The following is a 21,155-nucleotide window of genomic DNA, read 5'->3' as shown; positions in this document are numbered from 1 at the left end:
TGTCTTTTTTCCTGTTGTTTACCAAACTTGATAAATCGCTTGAAAGTGAAGCGGCGTCATCCTGTACAATGGCTTCAATGTTGAAAAGGGGTGGGAAAAGTAATGAAACGATATGCACCAGCTGTTATCCTATGGATCCTTGGCGTATTCTTACTCAGTGCATGCAGTTCAGCGGGCGAAGAAGAGCAGCTCCAACGCGTAACGCTTGAGAAGGTTGAAGAGCTGGAGATCGACCATGGCAGCACGACCTTGTTCGTGGAGACAGCGGATGTGGAGGTATTAGAGGTTTCGCTGCTCCAAAGCGGCAATTCTGCGGGGGCCGTTGTTGATCAGGATGGCCATCGGATGAAGATTCGTTTAGATAACGTTATCACTCGGATGTTGAATATCGGGCGAATGCCACAGCTTCACGTGAGAATTCCCCAGGATTATGCGGGGAAGGTCATCGTAGACGGTTCTTCCGGCAAAGTAACGGGAACCGGCTTGCAAAACCACAGCCTCCAGGTAAAGGGGCGAAGCGGGAATATCTCACTTGCGTTTACCCGTTTGAACAACGATGTGGAGGTATCGGCGACTAGCGGAAACGTGAACATACAGCTCGATGAAGAAACGCCTGATGCAACATGGATGCTGCAATCCGGAAGCGGACGGAGGTCCATTGCCGTTCCGATACAGGACAGGAACGAGAGCAACCGTAAGACGGAAGGGCGCACCGGTGACGGGGAGCATGAGGTGAAACTCAAAACCTCCTCGGGGAACATCTCGATCCAATAACCATGTAAGAACAAAGTGTAAGAAAAAAACATCCCCGTGGTCCTTTCCAAGAGCTTACAGCTTTCGGGCTCTTGAAGCAGATCATCAGAGGATGCTTGGCATGTTAACCTATTAAATTCTTATATGACAAAGAAGAATGATAGCGCCTTAGTCTTCAGCAGACACAGAAGCCTTGGATGAAGCAGGAGATCTCATATATTGCGGCGGGTTTACGTCATCAATAAGCAGAATACCGTCGTATTGGTCACGGGCGATTAAGCTTTCCGGAATCATGCCCCAGCTATAGGCAAAACGCGGCTCGAACATCCATGAGTTGCCTGCCTCACGCTTTTGGTAACGCAGGTCAACGAAGGTATACGGTGAGCCTGCAGCCGACAGGATCGATTCCATGGATCCCGGCTCTGCCGGCAGAACGTCATGCACATTGCCCATATTATCTGCGGTTTGTCCGCTGGCCGGATACAAGCCGAGTACGTAACTGTATGTTTTCATTTCCTCCGAGAGCTTTTCCCCCATTAAAGTAACCGGATATGGCGTACCCATCACTTCGGTTTGGGCTTTACGGATGTGGTCGTTATGTCCCCACACGATGAATTTTTCCGTCGGGTATACTTCGGTTGCCAGCCACATGAGATTGTCATGCATCGCCTGATCCCGCCATTCCATCGATTCCAGGAACGGGGCATAATCGCCGCTTTCCATGCCAAGGGTTGATTGGATGGAGAGCTCCACATACTCCCGGGCTACCCGAATCCGGTCGTTCAGGGTCCGCTCGAGCAGCATGGACAGTTTGGGGTTATCCGGGTACAGCTTCTTTATATGAACTTCGTTTGCCTCCGTCTTTAAGGACACCAGAGCATCCTTGTATACTTGAATCAGCTGATGTTTCTCTTTGCGGTAAGCAGCAAGATCCGTAGCGAGAGAGTAGTCGGACAATTTCTTCTCAGCTTCCGCTAGGCGCTTGGCCATGGCCTGATCCTGCAGCCATTGCCCATCCAACAGCGGATACTGCAGCTGCATGTCAAAACCGGTCAGCACGAGCGGCTGCTTGCTCTGTTGTGCTGTTTTAATGTAGTCGAACAACGGCAAAATCTCCTTGGACCACCAAACGCCGAAGATGGAATCCTTCATCGTTTGTTCGGCGCTTTGCTGTCCGGCCCGGCCATAAGCCAAGGAACTGTTTCCTAGGCCGCTCTCAAAGGCCAGGACGTTATACCCCATTTCTTGATGCAGAAACTGGATCAAACGGGTCTTGGCCAGATTGAACTCGGCAACGCCGTGGGAGCTTTCCCCCAGGAACACCATGCGTTTGTCATGCAGCAAGGGCTTCAGCATGGCCAGATCCTTATACTGGTTAGAGCCGTTGGCCACGTTCGATGGCTGAATCGTATCCAGTCGGTATACATGGTCTTTGGCCCAATTCTCCCACTCGGCAATCTTTTCATCCGACGTACGTGCCGTCTTAACCTCCGTAACCTGGCCTTGGATGGAATCGGCGGCAGAAGCATCTGCTTTTCCTTCAGAGATGAAGGTGGTTCCCAATAGGGAAGCGGTGAGCAGAAACACGGTGAATGCTTTTCTAGCTTTATGTATCGGCATGCGGGTCACTCCTTATAAGATGATGATCAGTTATATGTTTTGTGGTGGTTGAACGTTTCGAAGAGAATATCAACACTATTATTTCTTGTCTTGAAGCGTTGGCATCACCTCCTTAACATCGCCGCAATTACTGTCCGGCGGCGTTAAAGAACTATAATACTGTATGGCCTACCTTAGTCCTCTTCCCAGAACAGATCGTTCAGCGTACGCGATAATGCCTTGCATATGGCAACGCACAGGCTGAGGGACGGATTGTATTTCCCCAGCTCGATCAGGCCGATGGTCTGCCTGGAGACACCGACAATCTGGGCCAGTTCTTCCTGTGATAAATCCTTCTCGACGCGGGCCATCTTCAATTTGATGTTTTTCATGCGACAGTCACCCTGATATCCCTTTCTACGAGTCGAACGGATCGTTCTGCGACATTTTCTGGCTTACCTTGTTGGCGCCGTAGTGGATCACCGAGCTCACTATAACAAAGAGCGGGACATTGATGATAAGTGTAGCGAAGAATACGATGATAAAATGTTTAATCTCGGTGGCGCTGTTGTTGTTTCCGTACAAGATTGCGCTGCGGATTCCACAGTAAAGAGCTAATATGAACCCGATGGCAAAGCACCAGAGCACATTGCGCTTATTGAACGAAACTTTGCTTCGCTGGTCATGGACCTCCACTTCATCCGAATAAATTCCCAGCGCTACGCTGCGGATACCAAAATATAAGCTTCCTCCCAGCATGATCAGCATTTCCAGCCAAACGGATTCCGTCCGTGGCAGCGCAAAAGATTTGATGATGACGGAAATGCTGCATATGATCATGATCAAGGTATACACCTCTTTATATAACTTGTTCTTCAAATTGACGATACGCTCATCCTCAACCGAGTTTTTCTTAAACCAATTCAAGCTCATCATTCCTTTCGTTTGGTTAGAGATACGTTCCTGAGATTTTCTGGATACCTGCATTGTAATAGTATTCACGTCATTTTGCAATATATATATGTCGTTTTGATTTCAATATTTGTCTTTTTGACCGAGGAAGTGGATGTAGTCTCAAGAATTTCATCATAGTCCGTAGGGGGAGTTTATTCTTGATCTATTTTGCTAAAACAGAACTATAGGCCGGCGGGTTTACAACGCTTCACAGCGTGTTTAAAATGGGAATAGGGCAGATCTCTTGCCCGAATTGATAACTGGAGCGTGTTCGTTGCCATGATTATGATCCATTTCATTCGCTTACGTTAATGTGAGGTACAGATCCAAGTAGGCTCGGCCCTTTTTTTTTGACATTGCGGCTTGAGTTTATTTTTCTGTGCCTTTTTCATTACGTATGATCGAATGAAAGGGTGATTTTTGCTGTGTCCAGAAATGAAAGGTTATTACAAAAAGCACAATGGCTATCGAAACATGAGAAGATGTTTAGATGCCCGATCTGCGGCAGTTCCATGAGAGTTCAGCAGCTGGCAAGCTTGGTGTGCGAGAAGCTGCATAGCTATGATATATCGAGACAGGGGTACGTCAACCTGCTGTCCAACAGATCCAAAACCAAATATGATAAGGCCTTGTTTGAGGCACGAAAAATGATTAACAGCAGCGGGTTCTTTGGCCCGATGATTGAAGGGATTTCGAATCGTCTGATCAGGATGCAGTCTCGGAAGCCGCCGGAATCCGGCAAACCTCTGAGACTGCTCGATGCAGGCTGCGGAGAGGGTTCCCATCTATCCGCCATTGGACGTAAGCTTTTCGATCACCCCACGGTGCCGGACATTCTCGGTGTGGGCATGGATATCGCCAAAGAGGGGGTCGTAATGGCCGCCAAGACATCCCCGGACCCTATATGGTGCGTGGCTGACCTGTCTCAGAGCCCGTTTGCTGACCAACAGTTTGATTACATTTTGAATATTTTGTCCCCTTCCAATTATTCGGAGTTCAGGCGATTGCTTACGAGTGACGGAATGTTGGTGAAGGTCATTCCGGGGAGCCTGTATTTGCAGGAGCTTCGAGCTTTATTTTATACAGGTACAGGTAAGGAGACGTATTCCAATGACGGCACGATGGAGCTGTTCAGCCGACATTTTGAACGGATCGAGTTCGAAGAGATTCGGTATCGCATCATGCTGGATTCCGAGCAGACGAAGCAGCTGATTCATATGACGCCGTTATCCTGGAGCGTTTCACCTGAGGTTATTGAACGGATGTCAGGTGGAGAGATGGAGGTAACCGCCGACTTCACACTTCTCTATGGTTGGAAATAAGGGGAAGTATTTTTCCTGCCGGGATCTCCGTCGTATTTTGCTAAAGTGTCCACCATAGGAGATAATATGAGTTATCAAAATAAAAGGTGGTTAACTATCGCATGACACTTCGAATGAATCCGTATCTCATTATGGATGGAAATGCTAAGGAAGCTATTCAATTCTATGAGAAGGCCTTGGACGCCAAAGTCGTCATGGTTCAGACTTTTGGCGAGATGCCGGCCAACCCGGACTTTCCGCTGCCGGAAAGCGCGCGGGATCGGGTATCCCACGCAAACCTTATGGTCGGCGAGACGGTCTTGATGTTATCCGATACGTTTCCCGGTCAACCGGTCCAATCCAGCAATCAGGTCCAGATCTGCATCATGACCGATGCAGCCGAACATGCGAAGCAGATATATGAAGCGCTGCGTGAGGGCGGCAAGGTCGTTATGCCGCTGCAGGAAACATTCTGGAGCCCGGCCTACGGGATCGTTGCGGACAAATACGGCGTTAACTGGAATATCTCAACCGAAGTTGAAGCTTAGAAGCAGATGCTACTCCTGCAGGTATAATAAAAAGGCCCTGACGGCAAATCGTCAGGGCCTTTTTCGGTTAAAGCCAAAATCCAGTTTCCTAATCTACGCCCGCGATCCATCCCACCACTTATAGTAGATGTGGACATGCCCGGCGGGGCTTGCCACAAGCGGATCGATCACGATCGTCTTGCCGCTCACTTTCAGCTCGATCACCTTTTTGTTCTTCTCGGCGGAGTCTATCTTCGCGAGGAAGGAGGAATCGACTTGGAATCCATACAGTTGGAGGAGCTCGATCAGCATGCTGCGCTGCGTTTTATCGGCGGCATTGGAAAGCGCGATTCCGCTGAACTGCATAATCTGCGGCTCGAATTGAACGGACACGGCATAATCCGTTTCGCCGGTTTGCTTTGTGCTGGTCATGACTATTTTGTTTGACCCGTCGTCATAGATCCTGTAGCCGCTGTAGTTCGAGAATACCTTCTGACGAATCACGAGATACATCTCATCCCGGTACACATCCCAAGGCGTTGGCAGCTTCGGAAGCATCGCCTCCGCACTTGGCACAGTGGGGCGATCATACAGGTTCGACATTCCACGATCGGTCAGGTTCTTGATAAGCTGAAGCACTTCAGCGCGCGTGATGGTGCCGCTGCCTACATACCCTTCAATCGTGTTTTCGCCCTTGATCCGGCCCTGCGCGTACTTTTTACCCAAAACGTATTGAATCGCTTGATTCCCGTCGTAGTTCACGCCGTCGGCGCTGGATATCAGCTCGGCCACATGGGCCCGCGTTATGTATTGGCTGCGCTTGGTTTTGTCTGCGAATCCGTGAACAGGATAGTTCTTGAAGTGCAGAAAATGATAATATTTATCCGACCATAGTTCGGTCAAATAGTTCTCCTGCAGGTCTTTGCCCGTGATGCCGACAACGAGCATACGAATGAATTCGGCCTCGGTTACATTTTGGTTGGGCATGAACATCCCATTGGCATAACCGTTGACAATCCCTTGATCGACGCCCCATTCGATGGTCGTTTTTGCCCAGTGATTATCAATATCCCGAAACGTAACCCCGGCGGAAGCGCTGCCAGCCCCTACGAATAAAGAGACAACCAGGAGTATAGGCGCACATAGTGTCCTGAACTTCAACATCTGCAATCCTCCATCTATAATTTGCTAAAATACTACAAAATACATTGTATAAGTGTGTTTTTCGAGCGGTCAAGCGTCTGGAAGCGGTTCTTGTCAAAGATGGGCTGTTATAACTAGCTAACTAACTTAAACGATACTTAGTGACTACAGGACTAAGGAAGTGCATAAATCCTCCACTTTGGAAATGGAATTGCGAAAGAAAGACATGTTTTTCGCGAAGGAGCTAGGGAATGGAGGACGCTGTACCCTGAAATATTCGAGCGTGGAAAAAGACAGCTATAGTCTAAAAGTTAGGGGTTCGGAATTCCTATTGGAAGATACCAAGCCATTAGGTAAAATATCCCTTGTTTACGATCTATAGAAGAGGGGCGAAATTTTGATGAGATTGGTGCGAAAATCCTTATTGACCCTGTGCAGCCTTTTGCTTGCAGTCTCGGTCCTGATCCCGCAAACAACGGTTCACGCAGCGGATCAGAAATGGATGAATCAAGTATGGAGCGAGTATAAATCCTATCATAAGAAGACGGTAAACGCCTATAACAATTACCAGAAGCAAGCGGACAAGAAATATAAGTTATTTTATGAAACAAGCCATGCGTCGCTGGATCAGCTGGAGAAAAAAGTGCTGGAGGATCAAAAGCAGTGGGATGAGAAGCTTCAAGCTGATTTGGAGCAGCTGAAGCTGAAGCATGAAGGAAACCGGGACTTAATGGATAAGCTGACACAATATGAACGGTTCATCAATCCAAGTTATTTGAACAGCCCGATGTGGAAGTACGCGAATGCTGCAAACCGGAGTTATTTGAATAGCACGCTCTGGAAACTAAGCAAAGAAATGAACGAGGATTATTTGAACAGCTTGATGTGGACCTATAAGAAGACGATCAGCCCGGATTATTTGAACAGCTCCGCGTGGAAATTTAACAAAACGGTCAGTGAAAGTTATTTGAACAGCCCGATGTGGAAGCTTCGGAACGGGTCCAGTACGTCGTACCTGAACAGTCCGATGTGGAAGTACAAACAGGGGAAAATCAGCAAGGCAACAGCCAAGAGCCAATACAGTAAGCTGTTTAAGGAACAGACAACCGCGATCTCCAAGAGCAACGCCGCAAGAAAATCCGAAATAGCGAAAATGGCAAGCGGCACGCAGAAGAAGATAGGGGAGCTTTACAAGGAAACAGTGGTCACACTCGAGACACGCCGCGAGGAGGCACTGAAGAGCATCTCCGATCTTCGGATCGAAATCACCGGAGAAGGCTTGCAATGGGAACCACTGCTCGTGAAGAAACCATAATATCGTAAATCTTACCGCTTACTGGAGAAGAGCTGCTCTCATGGTCTGAACATGATCATAAGGGCGGCTTTTGTTTTTGTAAAAATGAAAACAAGAAAATGCAGGATATTCTTTGACTTTGACGATTATTTCAAATAATATTATGTCAGTAACCTAACAAAAACTAACAATAATAACACGGAAATTGAACGACAAATTCGCACTTAAGTAGGTTGATAACGATGAAAACGAAAGTGACGATTCAGGAAATTGCCGATTTTACCGGCGTGTCTAAATTCGCGGTATCCCGTGCTTTGTCGGGGAAGTCGGGCGTCAGTCCCCAGACCAGGGATATGATTCTGAAGGCAGCCGGACAGCTTGGATATTTTAAGGATCAGCCGAACCAAGCGGCGGGAAAAAACCAGCAGCTTCAAGATCCGGAGAACAGAAAATGGGCGGGGGCGGTGCTTGTCCTGTTCCCGAATGTCCGTTATCAAAATCGGGAATCCCTTTATTGGGGACCGGTGTTTGACGGCATATCCGCTCGCCTGAATCAGAAGGGACAGGACATTCTGACGCTGACGGAGCCTTCGAATGACCATATGTTCACTCTGCTAAATCCCCAGGGGATTCTCGGAATTGTGACGGTGGGATCTGTATCCACCCAAAATTTAATGGACATCAAGAAGCTGAACATTCCCGTGGTCATGGTGGACCACATGGACCCGGCGTTCCAATCGGACACGGTGTTCACTGACAATATGCACAGCATGAAACAAATCATGACCAAGCTGATCAGCAGAGGTTATAAAAAATATCAGTTCATCGGTAATATCGAAGATGCCCAGAGCTTTTATGAGCGTTGGATCGGCTTCTCGTCCGCGCTGGCCGATTACAAAATCGAACATCGGCAGCTGCCTTCCCTGATCAGCCCGGAGATTGAGAATATACACGAAGCGTTAGGAAAGGCTCTTGCCGGAAACGAGCTTCCGGAAGTGTTTGTTTGCGCTAACGATATCACCGCCATGTTCGCCATGGAGGCGCTCAGGAATCAGGGCATCGACGTACCAGGTCGTGTACAGGTGACCGGATTTGATAATACGTACGATAACCTGCCGATTATGGCAACCGTCAACATCGATAAGGAACTGCTCGGGATGCGTGCCGTTGATCAATTGCTCTGGCGAATACTGAACCCGGATTCGAATTACGAGCGGCTTCTAATTCAAGCAGATGTCATTGTTAGGGATTTGAATAACGCAACACGCGATACGGATGAACAATAAGCTGTAATGTCATATTTTCATGTTAGCTCCGATGTCTTCATGACATCGGGGCTTTTTACATTCATAACAAAAAAATAACAAATGTAGTGGCCTTAAGAGGGGTGTTTTATCCAGATAAATTAAAATAAATCGTTGATATATAAGGAATTATATCGAATGAAGCCGAGTTGTGTAGATTCATATTGTAATCGTTATCACTAAATATTTAGGTGAATTATAATAATTAAATTAGGTTTTTTGTTATTATTAACATAATTTATATTGACTAACTCACAAATTGGGTGATATATTTTTTGGCAAACAGGGATAACGGATTGGGGGGAGCCGAGGGGAGCAGCAGGGAGCACCGGGAATCGATCTATTCAACATCATCTTAGGGGTACATGCAGCAGTTAACAGGGTGTTAAACAAATAAGGGAGGTTTTTGGTGTGAGAAAAATGAAAGGGCTTTCTTTGTTGCTTGTTTGTTTATTATTTTTGATTACGGCCTGCAGCGGCGGAGGGGCAAAACAAGCAGAGACACCGCCTGCGACTCCGGCTCCTAGCACGGAAACCGCGACAGAGGCTCCAAAAGAAGAACCCGCTGAACCTGAGGCAGAACCTGTTGATCTAGGCGGCCGCGTGATTAAGGTCGCTGCCTGGTGGGACCTGAAGCCGGCAGGCACAACAGCCGGAGAGAAAGCCCGCCTGGAGAAGATTGCTGAAATCGAGAAGAAGTACAATTGCAAGATTGAGTTCGTCAACGTTCCTTTTGAGGAGTACATGAACAAATTCACGACAAGCGTACTGGCAGGCGAGCCGTTTGCCGATATCGTGCAGCTGGAGTACAAATCGGCACTGCCGGCCATTATGAAGGGGCAGATTCTGCCGATCAGCGAGTTTACGACGGATCAGAACAACATTAATAACGAAGCCGATCTGCAGACGAAATATCCTTCCATTGGCGGAGGGGAATACGGATTCGATAATCCGACCTCCATCGGGCTCGGACTTCATTACAATCGTGATTTGTTTAAGAAGAACGGCCTCCCGGATCTTCAGGAGCTGTATGCCAAGGGAGAATGGAACTGGGATAAACTCATGGAAATTGCCAAACAGGCAACCAAAGATACGAATAACGACGGGAAAACGGACGTATGGGGCTTCTCCGGCTGGGCGATTGATGCGGTAAAGCATTTCACCGCTGCTAACGGGGGGAAAATCGTTGATGACTCCAATGGCAAAGAAGGCTTGTCCGATCCAAAAACATTGGAAGCAGCCGAATTTGTGAACCGCCTCTACAACGTGGAGAAGGTTGTTAAAGTCAAGAGCGGCAACAAAACAAACTGGGAAGAGACAAACACCTTTAAAGACGGCGATGTAGCCATGTTTACGGCAGCGGAATGGATGCTCGGCGACATTACGTTCGAGGTCGGCGTGGTTCCGATTCCTAGCGGTCCGCAAGGCTCGGCAGAAACAACGTATGCCAATACCGCCGCATCCGCGAAGTTCATTCCAAAAGGCGTGAAAGATCCGGCCATCGTCTATCAAATTTATGAAGAGACGTTCGATATACCGCCAACAGAGGAATATCCGGGTCAGGATTACCTGGAGAGCATCTATACCAATCAGGAAGACATCGACATGATTCGCGAGCATATTGCCGGAACCGGCGTCATCACGGTTGACGAGGCTTACACGGATTACCCTACGGGCGCTTTCATTGAGGATATTATCGTGAACAATCAATCGGTAGCCGCTACGGCCGAGAAATATAAACAACAGGCACAGGCTGCTGTCGATAAAATGGGCAAATAAGATGGACGGGGGCGTTTTGCGCAAGCCGCGCCCCCTTCTCCTGAACAGGGGGATGAACATTGACACTTCAAACGCAGCTAAAAAAATGGATGAACCGATTATGGATTCTTTTGGCGGTCATGGCCGCTTTGATTGTGTTCTTTAATAGAGGGGGAAGTGAACTCGGATCCGTCGGAAAAGCGGAAGACAGCCGGACCGAGCTTTCATTGGAACGTCCCGCATCGCTGGTCAATCTCAGCACGCAGCCGGGAAAAAGCCTCTCCTATGCCCAGTATTTGTCGGATCATGACGAAAAGAGTCGGCCGGATCGTGAAATCACGATTCCCGCTGTCGATTACAGCCGTGCCGAGGGCGGGGAATTCCGCAAGCTGGAAGCCTATGAGGGTCATTCGGGTACCTCGCTTTTTACGGGCGAGAAGGGTGAGGTGGAATGGAAGGTTCATGTGGAGGAAGAGGGATTGTACAATCTGTCCCTGCTCTATTATCCAGTGGAAGGAAAGAGCTCCTCCATTGAGCGTTCCATCCGCATCGACGGGGAGGTTCCCTTTCAGGAGGCGGCCTATTTGCAATTTGACCGGATATGGGATAACGCCAAGGACAGCATCGATCAGGATAACCAGGGCAATGACCTGAGACCGAAACAAATCGAACGTCCGGCCTGGGTTGAGGCAGTGCTTAAGGATGCGGACGGATACATTACGGAGCCGTTTCTTTTTTACTTTGAAAAAGGGGAACATACCGTGTCCCTTACAGCAGCAAGGGAGCCGATGGTGATCGGAGAGCTGAAGCTTTTTAAGCAGGAGGGCCCGCTGACGTACGCCGAGCTGCATCAACAGTATGAGGATGAAGGGATTCGGAAAATCGAAGGAACCGTGCTTACAATTCAGGGTGAGGACGCAGTCGCCAAATCCTCGCCGACCTTGTATCCGTTAAGCGAGCGTTCGAGTCCGAGCGTCAGTCCCTACAGCGCGTCGAAGGTACGGATCAATACCATCGGCGGCTTCAACTGGCGGCTGCCCGGACAGTGGATCGAATGGGAGCTGGATGTACCCGAGAGTGGGCTCTACCAGATTGCATTCAAATCGCAGCAAAATTTTGTAAGGGGCATATACTCGACGAGAAAGCTGACGATCGACGGGAAGGTTCCGTTTGAAGAAATGAACCACGTCGCTTTCCGCTTTAAGAATGGATATCGCATGGACGTGCTTGGGGGCGATGAACCTTATCTGTTCCGGTTGGAGCAAGGTAAGCATGTGTTACGCCTCGAGGCGAGTCTGGGTGAATTCGCTCCGCTCATTCATGAGGTGGAGGATAGTCTGCTTAACCTGAATGCCATGTATCGCAAAATATTGATGATCACCGGCACGAATCCGGATGAATTCCGGGATTACCGCGTAGAGCAGCGGATACCGGAGCTGCTGGAAATCTTCCGGTACGAGAGTGACAGATTAAAAGCCATCGCGGCCAGATTGGTTGAGCTGTCGGGACAATCCGGCGACCAGGAGGCCCTGCTGAAGACCATGGCGCTTCAGCTGGATGAGATGATCGAGAAGCCGGATACGATTCCGCGCAGGCTGGAGGCTTACAAGACGAACAGCGGCGGACTCGGAACGTGGCTGCAGCAGGCAAGGGAGCAGCCGCTCGAGATCGATGCCCTCTACGTTGCGTCAGCCGATGCCAAGCTGCCGAAGAGCGGAATGGGGGCAACCGATAAGGTGAAGCATGAAGTGTCGACGTTCTTCAGCTCCTTCTTCATCGATTACAACAATATCGGTAATGTCTCGGATGAGAAGAATCAGCGTTCGATCACGGTATGGATCGGCAGCGGGCGGGATCAGGCCAATACCATCAAGGCAATGATTGATGAGACCTTTACGCCGGAGACCGGCATCAACGTCAATCTAAAGCTGGTGAACATGGGGACGCTGCTCCCCGCAACGTTGTCAGGTCAGGGACCTGAGGTCGCGATGCAGATCGGCAATGACCTCCCGGTGAACTTCGCCATGCGGAATGCGGCAGCGGACCTGACGCAATTCCATGATTTCGAATCGGTAGCGGACCGGTTCAGGGACAGCGCCTTGGTGCCTTACCGATACCGGCACGGCGTGTACGCGCTGCCCGAGACCCAAACCTTCAACATGATGTTCTACCGGAAGGATGTGCTGGAGGAGCTTGGTCTTGATGTTCCGAAGACTTGGGACGATGTGGCCAGCCTGCTTGCCGTATTAAACAAAAATCATATGCAATTTGGTCTTCCCGTTGTGGCGCAGGCACCGGATCAGTGGACCACGCTGCCGCCGAATTCTTTATATGCCGCGCTCCTGATGCAATCCGGCGGGCAATTTTACCGCAACAACGATCAGGAATCGGATCTGGATTCCAAGATTGGGCTGGAGGCCTTCAAACAATGGACGGAATATTACACGGATTACAAGCTGGAGCGGGAATACGATTTTGCGAACCGATTCCGTACCGGACAGATGCCAATCGGTATTTCCGACTATACCACCTATAACCAGCTGTCCGTGTTCGCGCCGGAGATCCGGGGCGTATGGGGCTTCGCGCCCGTACCGGGAACCGTTCAGACGGACGGCACCATTGACCGCACCGTTCCAAGCGGCGGCAGCGCCGTGCTGATGCTGGACGATGCGAAGGACAAGGATGCAGCCTGGGAGTTCCTGAAGTGGTGGACCAGCGATGCAACACAGACGAACTTTGGCCGCGAGATGGAAGGACTTATGGGGGCGGCGGCCCGCTATCCGACCGCCAACATCAAGGCGCTGGACAGTCTGCCATGGCCGGTAGCCGACTATGAGAATTTGAAATCCCAATTTGAATGGGTCCAGGGAATACCCGAGGTGCCGGGCGGCTATTCCACGGGCAGACATTTGTTCAATGCCTTCTACCGTGCGGTCATCAGCGGCATCGAGCCGCGGGAGGCCTTGATGGATTCGGTGCAGTATATTCACGACGAAATCCGAACCAAGCAAGAAGAATTCGGCGAGCTGCAGGAATAGGGGGAGTCCAAATTGCATAATGCCAGCCTTCAGGATCCTGAGGTTACGATGCCCGCCGCTATCCGCCCCGTCAAGCCGCAATCCTGGTGGAAGCGGAAGCTGGCGGAGATGAAGGCCAGCAAGCATTCCTATATATTGCTTGCGCCTTATATGATCCTGTTCACGCTGTTTACCGTGTTTCCGGTCGTCATTTCGATGATTCTCAGCTTTACGTACTTTAATATGCTGGAGTTTCCGCGGTTTGTCGGTTGGGATAATTACACACGACTGTTCCTGGAGGACGATATCTTTCTGGTTGCGCTGAAGAACACGCTGCTCTTCGCCGCCATAACAGGACCCATCAGCTATTTGGCCTGCTTTCTGTTTGCTTGGGTCATCAATGAGCTGGGTCCGCGGCTGCGGGCGTTCATGACTCTGATCTTCTATGCGCCTTCGATCTCGGGGAACATTTACTTCATTTGGCTGATGATCTTCTCGGGCGACCGCTACGGCATAGCGAACGGCATGCTGATAAAGCTCGGCATCATTCTGGAGCCGATCCAATGGCTGAAGACCGAAGCGTTGATCATGCCGATTATCATTCTGGTCCAGCTGTGGCTCAGCCTTGGAACCGGCTTCCTGGCTTTCATCGCCGGTCTTCAGACCGTAGATAAAACGCTCTACGAAGCCGGGGCCGTGGACGGGGTCCGCAACCGCTGGCAGGAGCTGTGGTTCATTACGCTGCCTTCGATGCGGCCCCAGCTCATGTTCGGCGCGGTCATTCAGCTAACGACATCGTTTGCCGTGGCCGACGTCTCGATTGCGCTTGCCGGTTTCCCCAGCGTGAACTACGCGGCGGAAACGATCGTAACGCATCTCATTGATTTCGGCACGACGCGCTTCGAGATGGGCTTTGCGTCGGCGATTGCGACCGTGCTGTTCATCCTGATGGTGGGAACCAACCTGATCGTCCAAAAATTGCTGCGCAAGGTAGGTGAGTAGACGCATGAGGGTTACATACGAACTTCCGAAAAAACGGGGCAGCCGCCTGCTGAACGTAAGTCTTAAAGCTCGCAGCAAACGGGTAAACCGTTCCTTCATGGGCACCATCTCCCTGTTTGCGCTGCTGGCGGTGTTCGGCGCTTTCATGGCGCTGCCATTGGTGTACGCTATCAACAATGCGTTCAAGCCGCTGGACGAAATTTTCCTGTTCCCGCCCACATTGTTTGTCCGCAATCCAACATGGAATAACTTTTCCGATTTGATCAATCTGCTGGGCCAGTCCTGGGTACCGTTCTCGCGGTATATCTTCAATACGGTCTTCATAACCGGGGTCGGCATTGTCGGGCATGTGATCTTTGCCTCCGCCGCGGCTTATCCGCTGGCCAAGCATAAGTTTCCGGGCAAGGTATTCCTGTTCCAGGTCGTGGTGCTGTCCCTGATGTTCACGCCGGTCGTTACGGCGACGCCGAACTATATGATCCTGTCGTGGCTGGGGCTGATCGACACCTACTGGGCCGTCATTATACCGGCTTTCGGCTATTCGCTAGGGTTATATCTGATGAAGCAGTTCATGGAGCAGATACCGGATGCCCTGCTGGAGGCGGCCAAGATCGACGGAGCCAGCGAATACCGGATCTTCTGGTCCATCGTGATGCCGAACGTGAAGCCGGCTTGGCTCACGCTGATCATTTTACTGTTCCAGATCCTGTGGGGAACCGATGGCAACGGCTTTATTTACAGCGAGCAGCTCAAGACCCTGCATTATGCTTCCAATCAGATCATTCTGGGCGGTATTTCCCGGGCCGGCGCAGGCGCAGCCGTGGCAGTCATCCTGATGAGCGTGCCGATTGTGCTCTTTCTGTTCTCGCAGAGCCGGATTATCGAGACGATGGCCACATCCGGAATGAAGGATTAGGGGGGATCACATGTCAGCGAAAAAATGGTTGCTATCGCTCGCGGCGGCCTCCCTGCTGCTAACCGGCCTGATGCCGGGGAGCGTCTCCGCCAGTGCTCCGTATGAGAGCTATATCTACAATTATTGGGAGGAAACGGTCGCCGTGCCTGCAGCCTATCTGCCGGTTCGCTCCGTGACAGGGAAGGATCTGGGTATCGGGGAGTTTCTGGAGCCCAGCGATATGCATGTGTCAGAGGCCGGAAACATCTACGTGATGGACAGTGGCAACAAACGTATTGTTTGCCTCGATGAAACGTGGAAGGTCGTTCGTGTCATCGATACTTTTATGAATGATGGGAAAGAGGACGGTTTTGCGAACCCTACCGGCATCTTCATTGACGGAGATGAGCAAATCTATGTTGCGGATACGGACCACCAGCGGGTTGTCGTATTAACGGCGGAAGGCACGCTTGTCCGGATCATCGAGCAGCCGGAGTCGGATGTGCTGCCTCAAGGCTTTCAATTCATTCCGCTGAAAGTAACGGTGGATGAAGCCAAGCGGGTATTCGTTGTCGCACGCGGCGTTTACGAAGGCATAATGCAGTTCGAGGAGGACGGTACCTTTCTAGGCTACGTCGGAACGATTAAGGTGAAGCGCGATTATGGCGATTATTTCTGGCGATTGGTATCGACGAGCGCGCAAAAGGCCCAGATGAGACTGTTCATCCCGACCGAATTCTCCAATCTGGATATCGACGGAAAAGGGTTCGTTTATGCCACGAATATTGATGTCGGCTCCAAGGAGCCGATTAAACGCCTCAATCCGTCGGGTGAGGATGTGCTGAAACGCTTTGGCTACTTTCCGGTTGCCGGGGATATTTATTATCGGAGAACGGTAGGTCCCTCCAAGTTCGTTGATATTAAAGTGCTTGGCGACGGGATATACAGCGCGCTGGACTCTACCCAGGGGCGCGTATTCACCTACGATGAGACCGGGAACCTGCTGTATGTCTACGGCGGCATCGGGAATCAGCTGGGCGTGTTTAAGACGCCGGCGGCAATTGAACAGCTTGGAGACCGTCAGCTTGTGCTGGACCGGGGAAAAGCGAGCATTGTCATGTTCGAGCCGACCGAGTTCGGGAAGCACGTTAACCTTGCTGTCCGCCATCATTACCGGGGAGAAGATGCGGAGGCGGAAAGGTACTGGGAACGCGTGCTTCAGCTGAATGCCAACTATGACATCGCTTATATCGGCATCGGGAAAGCGAAGCTCATGAAGGGGGAGAACAAGGAAGCCCTTCGATATTTTGAGTTAGGCATGGACCGCAAAAATTATTCCGTTGCTTATAAACGATATCGCAGGGAGGTCATGAAGGAGCATTTCGGCACCATTTTATCGGTTGGGACCAGCGCTGTGCTGCTCTATGCGGTCTATAGAACGGTGAGATACCGAAAGCAGAGGAGGGAAGGGAAGCATGAAACAGGATTATCTTAGATTCCCCCTTCATTTGATCGTGCACCCCTTCGATGGGTATTGGGACCTGAAGTATGAGAACAGAGGACGCCTCGGAGTTGCTTATGTCGTATTGGCGCTTGTGGTCATGGCCATGATTCTGCAGCGGCAGTATGCGGGATTTCTGGTCAATTACAATGATCCGAGGACGCTGAGCAGCATCGACGAACTGATCTATTTCGTGCTCCCGTTCTTTCTGTGGTGCGTCTCCAATTGGTCGGTCACCACGCTCATGGGCGGGGAAGGAAAGTTTAAAGAGATTGTGATGGCCAGCGCGTATGCCCTGATTCCGATGGTTCTGATTTATCCGCCCATGACGCTGGCGAGCCGGTTCATGGTCCAGGAAGAGACCGTGTTCTACTATCTGCTCACATTGGTAGCGGCGATCTGGTTTATCGGGCTGCTCTTTGTCGGTACGATGACGGTTCATCAATACTCCGCAGGCAAAACGATCGTCACGATGTTTCTGAGCTTGATCGTCATGGGCATTATTGTATTTCTGGGCACGCTCGTCCTGAGCATGCTGCAGCAGATTTACACGTTCGTTGTCAACGTTTACCGAGAGATCCTATTCAGGCAATAAGGAGGCCGTGGGCCGTGAAAAAAAGAAAATGGCTGTACACGGTGCTTGCATGTACCGTTATAACGTGCATGGCTGCGAGCTTTCTGTTCTACGTGAACCGGGGAGCACCGGCGGTGGACGTGGCGGCTTACCGTACCGCGGCAGCCGAGCCGACGCCGGGCGGTGAGCTGACCGTCCTGAACGATTCGACGGACGGCGTACCCAGTATGGATCTGGTAGCGGAGACGGCGGCGCTTGCCCTGTATTATCATCCGGAAACGACCGAGGTGGCGGTTCGGGATAAGCGGAGCGACACGGTATGGTACAGCAATCCGCCAGACCGGATGGAGGACGGAATTGCCTCGCCGTTTGAGAAGGAAGTGCTATCTTCGCAATTGACGCTGACGTTCCGGGATGAGATCGGCACGCTTGAGACCTATCCGAATTATACGTGGAGCGTGATGAACGGGAACTACACGGCGGAAAGCTTGGACAACGGAATTCGAGTCACGTATACGCTGGGAGATGTGTCGCTCGGGATCGATGCCTTGCCGAAATACATCTCGCAGGACCGGCTGCAGGAGAAGGTGATCAGCAAGCTGGATGAGTCCCTGGCGAGATACGTTCAGGCCCGGTACTACCCCTTGAAGGATAACCCTGCGATGCTGGAGCGATTGGATGACCAGATCAAGAAGGAGCTGGTGCTGAAAAAAATGCTGGGGGCGTTTGAACAAGCGGGCTACACCGCGGAGGATCTTGCCTACGATAACGAAGCGGGTGGAGGAGCGGCCGCAAGCGCCTCTTCGAAACCGCAGTTCAAGGTTCCGCTCGAATACAGGCTGGAAGAGGATTCGCTGATCGTTTCCATACCGCTTGATCAGGTAACGGAAAGTGAGAGCCACCGTTTGCGCAGCGTGGAGCTGCTTGGCTATTTCGGCGCGGCGGGCTCGAAGGCCGAGGGATACATGCTGGTGCCGGACGGCAGCGGCAGTCTGATTAAGCTGAATAACGGCAAAGTGAAGGAAGAGCAGTACGTGCAGCGAATATACGGCACCGATCCGAATAATAACAGCAGCAGCCGCGGGCAAGTGGCGGAGCAGGCACGGATGCCTGTGTTCGGCATGAAGAGCGGCGATCGCGGCTGGTTTGCCGTGATTGAAGAAGGCGACGCCATCGCGAGCGTGTCCGCCGATATCGGCGGGAAGCAGAACTCGTACAATCATATATTCAGCAGCTTTGCCTTGCGCGGCGAGGATATGCTGGAGCTATACACCGGCAGCACGATACAGGAGATCCAGCTGCTGAATGACAAGCTCTACAACGGAAAGCTGTCCGTAAGATACCGTTTCCTGTCCGGCGACGAGGCCAGCTACTCGGGCATGGCCCGCTTATATCAGGAAACGCTTGTGGAGGAAAACAAGCTGGCTCCCCTGGAAGAAGCGGAGGGCATCCCGTTCTATCTCGATATGCTGGGAAGCGTGGATAAACGGAAATCTTTTCTGGGCGTGCCGTATGATGCCGTCGTCTCGATGACCACCTTCGAGCAGGCAGGCGAGATTGCCGCTCTTCTGAAAGGCGAGGGCATCGCCAATCTTCGAATGCGTTACCTCGGATGGTTTGGCAAAGGCGTCCATCACAAAACTCCGGTGAAGGTAAAGACAGACAGCGTTGTTGGAAGCGCCGCCGAGCTGAAGGCACTGTCCAAGCAATTGCAGGACGCCGGCGGCGGGTTGTACCCGGATATCGCCTTCCAGCATGTCTACCATGACGATGGGGCGTTTACGCCGTCATCCGATGCATCCCGTTACGTGACCAGGGAAACGGCAGCGCTGCATCCGTATGATCGGAACACGAACCGGATGGACTCGTATTACGGCACGTACAACCTGATGTCGCCGGCGAAGCTTCCCTATTACGTGGACCGATTTGCGGGGCAATATGAACGGTTTGGCATGGGGGCCGTGTCATTGCGGGACCTGGGCGATATCCTGAGCTCCGATTACCGGGTGCAGCGGGTGGTTTTCCGAGAAACCGCGAAGTTTATCGTGACGGATCAGCTGCAGAAGCTGCATGAGGCCTACCCGGATACGATGGTTTCCGGTGCCAATGCATACAGCTGGCCTTATGCCAGCCACGTGATTGATGTACCGTCGTCGAGCAGCGGATTTGGGCTGACAGATGAGGAAGTCCCCTTTTATCAAATGGTCATTCACGGATATCTGGATTATGCAGGGGCATCGGTCAATAACCTGAATGAGCAAAACCTGCGCAAGCAGCTTCTGCAGTCGCTGGAATTCGGATCGGCTCCACACTTTCTGTGGTCTTATGAGCCAAGCTCGAAGCTGAAGTACACGCGTTTCGATGACATGTACGCCACCCATTACAAGGATTGGTTCGATGAGGCGGTTTCCTTGTATCAAGAGCTAAGTGAGGTGCTGGCGCCGCTCCGGACGCAGCGGATAGTGGAGCATATACGGCATGCTGACGGCGTCGTTGAAGTGAGGTATGAGAGCGGCACGTCGATTCTGATCAATTATACCGATCAAGCCGTCGATGTGAACGGAACTCTAGTGGGACCGCAAAATTATGCCGTAGGGGGTGACCGGGCATGAAAATGAGATTGTCCCTGACTCAGAAAAGATCCATGCTCGGCCTACTCTTCATCGCGCCATGGCTGATCGGTTTCATATTTCTGTTTGCCGGACCCCTGTTACAGTCGATTCTGTTCAGCTTCAGTAAATTGAACATTTCCCCCACAGGCTATGAACTGGAGTCGGTTGGATGGAGCAATTTCAACACGGCGCTGTTCGTGGACGCGAATTTTAACCGAATCTTGACGGAATCGATACTGGGCATGGTGGTGGACGTTCCGTTGATCTTGTTTTTCAGTTTGTTCTCGGCCGTTCTGCTGAATCAGAAATTCAGGGGGAGAGCCCTTGCCAGGGCGATTTTCTTCCTGCCGGTCATCCTGGCGTCAGGCGCGATTTCCGCAGCGGAAACCTCGGGTTTGATCAATCTGGTCGGAAACGCGACGGTGGCGGAGGAGCTCGGGCAAACCTCCGGGCAATTCAATGTGCTGTCGATGGTGCGCATTTTATCCGAGGCCGGATTTCCGATTACCGTAACCGAGTATATTATCGGGGCCGTCATGAGGATCTACGATATCATCAGCAGCTCGGGCGTGCAGATTCTGATCTTTCTTGCAGCCTTGCAGGCCGTGCCGGGCTCGATGTATGAGGTGGCGAAGATCGAAGGGGCTACCGCCTATGAATCCTTTTGGAAAATCACGTTTCCGATGGTGAGCCCGCTCATCCTGACAAACATGATTTATACCATCATTGATTCGTTTGCAGACAGCACGGTGACCCGGACGATTTACGAGACAGCCTTCAAGACGCAGAATTTCGGACTCAGTGCCGCGATGGCGTGGCTGTATACCATCGTCATCAGCGTGCTGCTGATTATCATGGGGATCATCGTATCGAGGAAAACCTTTTATCAAAATTAATGGCAAAGAGATTCCTGACTGACGG

The 21,155-nt window shown here is 51.2% G+C and carries 17 protein-coding genes; 13 read left to right on the top strand and 4 right to left on the bottom strand.

Going from position 1 to position 21,155, the window contains the following annotated elements:
• Positions 1-102: 102 nt before the first annotated feature.
• The gene (locus ACETK5_RS25750; RefSeq protein ID WP_394058660.1) at positions 103-774 is read left to right on the top strand and encodes a DUF4097 family beta strand repeat-containing protein; all 672 of its coding nucleotides are present in this window, start codon (positions 103-105) and stop codon (positions 772-774) included.
• Between the two features lie 147 nt (positions 775-921).
• On the opposite strand, the gene ACETK5_RS25745 is transcribed toward ACETK5_RS25750, so the two are convergent.
• The 3 genes from ACETK5_RS25745 to ACETK5_RS25735 form a co-directional block, all read right to left on the bottom strand.
• Positions 922-2,373 carry an erythromycin esterase family protein gene (locus ACETK5_RS25745; protein ID WP_394058658.1) on the bottom strand — a complete coding sequence of 484 codons (1,452 nt, stop codon included), beginning with the start codon at positions 2,371-2,373 and terminating at the stop codon, positions 922-924.
• A 173-nt stretch (positions 2,374-2,546) separates the two neighbouring features.
• Positions 2,547-2,744, bottom strand: coding sequence for a helix-turn-helix transcriptional regulator (locus tag ACETK5_RS25740; protein WP_009594955.1), 198 nt, complete (start codon positions 2,742-2,744; stop codon positions 2,547-2,549).
• Between the two features lie 25 nt (positions 2,745-2,769).
• The gene (locus ACETK5_RS25735) at positions 2,770-3,285 is read right to left on the bottom strand and encodes a DUF6773 family protein (RefSeq protein ID WP_100540847.1); all 516 of its coding nucleotides are present in this window, start codon (positions 3,283-3,285) and stop codon (positions 2,770-2,772) included.
• Between the two features lie 503 nt (positions 3,286-3,788).
• On the opposite strand from ACETK5_RS25735, the gene ACETK5_RS25730 reads away from it, so the two are divergent.
• Both ACETK5_RS25730 and ACETK5_RS25725 read left to right on the top strand, forming a co-directional pair.
• The gene (locus tag ACETK5_RS25730; protein ID WP_326115566.1) at positions 3,789-4,628 is read left to right on the top strand and encodes a putative RNA methyltransferase; all 840 of its coding nucleotides are present in this window, start codon (positions 3,789-3,791) and stop codon (positions 4,626-4,628) included.
• 101 nt (positions 4,629-4,729) lie between these two features.
• On the top strand, positions 4,730-5,155 hold the full coding sequence (locus ACETK5_RS25725) for a VOC family protein (RefSeq protein ID WP_100540581.1): 426 nt from the start codon (positions 4,730-4,732) through the stop codon (positions 5,153-5,155).
• A gap of 93 nt (positions 5,156-5,248) precedes the next feature.
• Here ACETK5_RS25725 and ACETK5_RS25720 read toward each other — a convergent pair whose 3' ends face one another.
• On the bottom strand, positions 5,249-6,298 hold the full coding sequence (locus ACETK5_RS25720; RefSeq protein WP_100540582.1) for an S-layer homology domain-containing protein: 1,050 nt from the start codon (positions 6,296-6,298) through the stop codon (positions 5,249-5,251).
• A gap of 379 nt (positions 6,299-6,677) precedes the next feature.
• Between ACETK5_RS25720 and ACETK5_RS25715 the strand changes: the two genes are divergently transcribed.
• The 10 genes from ACETK5_RS25715 (at position 6,678) to ACETK5_RS25670 (ending at position 21,130) form a co-directional block, all read left to right on the top strand.
• Positions 6,678-7,592: a hypothetical protein gene (locus tag ACETK5_RS25715; RefSeq protein ID WP_394058655.1), complete on the top strand. Its 915-nt coding sequence runs from the start codon at positions 6,678-6,680 to the stop codon at positions 7,590-7,592.
• A gap of 221 nt (positions 7,593-7,813) precedes the next feature.
• Complete coding sequence (locus ACETK5_RS25710) at positions 7,814-8,857, top strand: LacI family DNA-binding transcriptional regulator (protein WP_394058653.1); 1,044 nt, start codon at positions 7,814-7,816, stop codon at positions 8,855-8,857.
• 429 nt (positions 8,858-9,286) lie between these two features.
• A complete protein-coding gene (locus ACETK5_RS25705; protein WP_394058651.1) occupies positions 9,287-10,654 on the top strand; it encodes an ABC transporter substrate-binding protein in 1,368 nt (455 codons plus the stop codon).
• Between the two features lie 59 nt (positions 10,655-10,713).
• Positions 10,714-13,671 carry an extracellular solute-binding protein gene (locus ACETK5_RS25700; protein WP_100540586.1) on the top strand — a complete coding sequence of 986 codons (2,958 nt, stop codon included), beginning with the start codon at positions 10,714-10,716 and terminating at the stop codon, positions 13,669-13,671.
• Positions 13,672-13,683: 12 nt separating this feature from the next.
• Positions 13,684-14,652 carry a carbohydrate ABC transporter permease gene (locus ACETK5_RS25695; protein ID WP_100540587.1) on the top strand — a complete coding sequence of 323 codons (969 nt, stop codon included), beginning with the start codon at positions 13,684-13,686 and terminating at the stop codon, positions 14,650-14,652.
• Positions 14,653-14,656: 4 nt separating this feature from the next.
• Positions 14,657-15,568 carry a carbohydrate ABC transporter permease gene (locus ACETK5_RS25690; protein WP_100540588.1) on the top strand — a complete coding sequence of 304 codons (912 nt, stop codon included), beginning with the start codon at positions 14,657-14,659 and terminating at the stop codon, positions 15,566-15,568.
• 10 nt (positions 15,569-15,578) lie between these two features.
• Positions 15,579-17,042 carry a gluconolactonase gene (locus tag ACETK5_RS25685; protein WP_394058647.1) on the top strand — a complete coding sequence of 488 codons (1,464 nt, stop codon included), beginning with the start codon at positions 15,579-15,581 and terminating at the stop codon, positions 17,040-17,042.
• Positions 17,023-17,643, top strand: a complete 621-nt coding sequence (locus ACETK5_RS25680; RefSeq protein ID WP_100540590.1) for a Yip1 family protein — start codon at positions 17,023-17,025, stop codon at positions 17,641-17,643. Before ACETK5_RS25685 ends, ACETK5_RS25680 begins: the two co-directional genes overlap by 20 nt.
• Positions 17,644-17,657: 14 nt before the next feature.
• Positions 17,658-20,234 carry a DUF5696 domain-containing protein gene (locus ACETK5_RS25675; protein WP_394058645.1) on the top strand — a complete coding sequence of 859 codons (2,577 nt, stop codon included), beginning with the start codon at positions 17,658-17,660 and terminating at the stop codon, positions 20,232-20,234.
• A complete protein-coding gene (locus ACETK5_RS25670) occupies positions 20,231-21,130 on the top strand; it encodes a carbohydrate ABC transporter permease (RefSeq protein WP_394058643.1) in 900 nt (299 codons plus the stop codon). Before ACETK5_RS25675 ends, ACETK5_RS25670 begins: the two co-directional genes overlap by 4 nt.
• Positions 21,131-21,155: the final 25 nt, after the last annotated feature.

The sequence above is a fragment of the Paenibacillus ilasis genome, from assembly GCF_043195395.1.
In the GTDB taxonomy this organism is placed as follows: Bacteria; Bacillota; Bacilli; order Paenibacillales; family Paenibacillaceae; genus Paenibacillus_AQ; species Paenibacillus_AQ lautus.
The sequence above is the reverse complement of the archived record's forward strand: the minus strand, read 5'-3'. Positions and strand labels throughout refer to the sequence as shown.